The sequence below is a fragment of the uncultured Thiocystis sp. genome, assembly GCF_903866365.1.
GTDB lineage: Bacteria > Pseudomonadota > Gammaproteobacteria > Chromatiales > Chromatiaceae > Chromatium.
Genome location: NZ_CAIPNF010000004.1, coordinates 1 through 2,060 on the forward strand (window position 1 = coordinate 1; position 2,060 = coordinate 2,060).

Genomic DNA, 2,060 nt, shown 5'->3' on the forward strand with positions numbered 1-2,060 from the left:
CAGTGACTCGTTTCGCGTTTCGATATCGTCTCCAGATCTTTGTAAGATCATATAATTAATAGATTTTTCGACCTTCCCGGTTCCTACTCAGATCCCAGAGAGCCAAAACGCCCCCGGTTTCCCGAAGGCATTCAAAGGTTAAGCGTTGGCGCGTTGGCTCGGTGGGTTTCGTGACCAGCCGGTATCCGTGCCAATCATCAGCGTTATACCATGGTCACTCTAACCACCCTATCTTGCTACGGCTCTTCCACGCCGGAGCGTGGGAGCCAGAGGAGGAACGAACCCCAGTAGACGCCGAGTTGATGCTGGGGTTCACTCTCGTTCACCCCAGCCTACCGCGCTAGACCGCGAGCCGGTAACGCGCCTTGAGCGCCATGAGACGCCGGCAGGAGACCCGGATGTCGGCGGGCGATAGCGCGCCCCTGTCCACCGCCTGCCTGACGATGGCCAAGGTTTGCGGCACGATATCCGGGATATAGGGCCGGTGGTTGGCGATCAGTAACAGATCGGCGCCGGCCTGCATGGCGCGGATCACCGCTGTGTCATAGGAATAATAACGGGCGATGGCGCCCATGGTCAGATCGTCGGTGACGATCACGCCGCGAAAGCCGAGCTGATCGCGCAGCAGCCCCTGGAGCGTTGGACGCGACAGCGTGGCTGGGGCGGTTGGATCGATGCGGGCGTTGAAGAGATGGGCGGTCATGATCATGTCGCACAATCCGCGCTCGATCAGCTGGCGATAGGGCAGCAGTTCGTCCGCGCGCCAGGTCTGGGTGACATCGGTGAAGCCGTCGTGAGAATCGCCCAGCGAACTGCCGTGTCCGGGGAAATGTTTGAGCGTACTGATGACGCCCCGTCGGCGATGGGCGGCCACCACGGCGGCGGCGTGTCGGGCCACCTGCCGCGGATCGGCCGCGAAGCTGCGTTGCAGCCGGCCGATGATGGGATTGTCCGGGTAGCGGTTCAGATCCACCACGGGAGCGAAATTCAGATTCAAGCCATGCTCGATGAGAGTATGCGCCAGGCCGTCGGCGGCCCGGCCGGTACACGCCAAATCATCCATCTCTCCCAAGACCTGCGCCGATAGCGTGGACGGAAAACCGGCGCTCTCCTGGAGACGCACGACCCGACCGCCTTCCTGATCTGTGGCAATGAACAGCGGCGTCGGCGCCAGGGCCGTCAGGGTGGCGGTGAGCGTCCGCAGTTGGCGTGGCCCGGTGATGTTGAGACCGGCGCGATCATATAACACCACGCCACCGATTCCATGCTCGCGGATATCGCGGATGATCGGATGGCCGGGATCGATCCGTGTCCCCGGAAAGCCGACCAGGAACCGCTGGGCGATCTGGCGTTCCAGCGGCCAGGATCGCCAGTGTCTGTCGCCGCCGGCGATCCGGCCGCCGAGCCAGGTGGCGACGCCGAGACCGGCGCCGATCAGGAGCGACCGGCGGGACAAGGCGACGGATGGATGGGGCGCCGTATCCGTGCCGTCCGTCATGCGCCCGCCGCCCATCAGGGTCAGGCCATCCGCCCGGGCGTCACCGTCGGCAGCCGCCAGATGTCGCGGTTGTGCTCGGCGATGGTGCGATCCGAGGAGAAGCGTCCGCTGTGCGCCGTGTTGAGGAAGCTCATGCGCAGCCAGCGATCTCGATAGCAAGGATGGGTGGAACGGCCATGCTATGGCGCTGATAATTCATTCGAACGCTGATTGGCCGTGAAACCCATCGATCACTGCTCCAACGCTTGAATTGAACGCCCGCGCAAGACCGAGGGTGTGGCTGCGCGAACCCGATAGGTCCGCGCGGAATTTGATGGGTTTCGCTGCGCTCTACCCATCCTACAAATCCAATCAGATCCCAGCCGCCTCGCGCAGCATGTCGGCCTTGTCGGTCCGCTCCCAGGTGAAGCCCGGTTCGGTCCGCCCGAAATGACCATAGGCCGCCGTGTCCTGATACTTGATCAGGTCGCGGTTGGTCAGATCGAGCATCTGCATGATGCCGTAGGGACGCAGGTCGAAATGGGCGCGGATCAGTTCGATGATCCGATGCTCGCTGACCCGC

3 protein-coding genes are annotated in these 2,060 nt (G+C 63.1%); all 3 read right to left on the reverse strand.

Annotation, left to right across the window (positions count from 1 at the left end):
- Window positions 1-340: 340 nt before the first annotated feature.
- A complete protein-coding gene (locus QZY07_RS00205) occupies window positions 341-1,498 on the reverse strand; it encodes a glycoside hydrolase family 3 N-terminal domain-containing protein (RefSeq protein WP_295398818.1) in 1,158 nt (385 codons plus the stop codon).
- Window positions 1,499-1,518: 20 nt separating this feature from the next.
- Window positions 1,519-1,638 carry a glycogen/starch/alpha-glucan phosphorylase gene (locus QZY07_RS00210; RefSeq protein WP_295398822.1) on the reverse strand — a complete coding sequence of 40 codons (120 nt, stop codon included), beginning with the start codon at window positions 1,636-1,638 and terminating at the stop codon, window positions 1,519-1,521.
- 211 nt (window positions 1,639-1,849) lie between these two features.
- Window positions 1,850-2,060, reverse strand: a 211-nt coding sequence (locus QZY07_RS00215; RefSeq protein ID WP_295398820.1) for a methionine adenosyltransferase domain-containing protein, incomplete at its 5' end; no start/stop codon positions are given.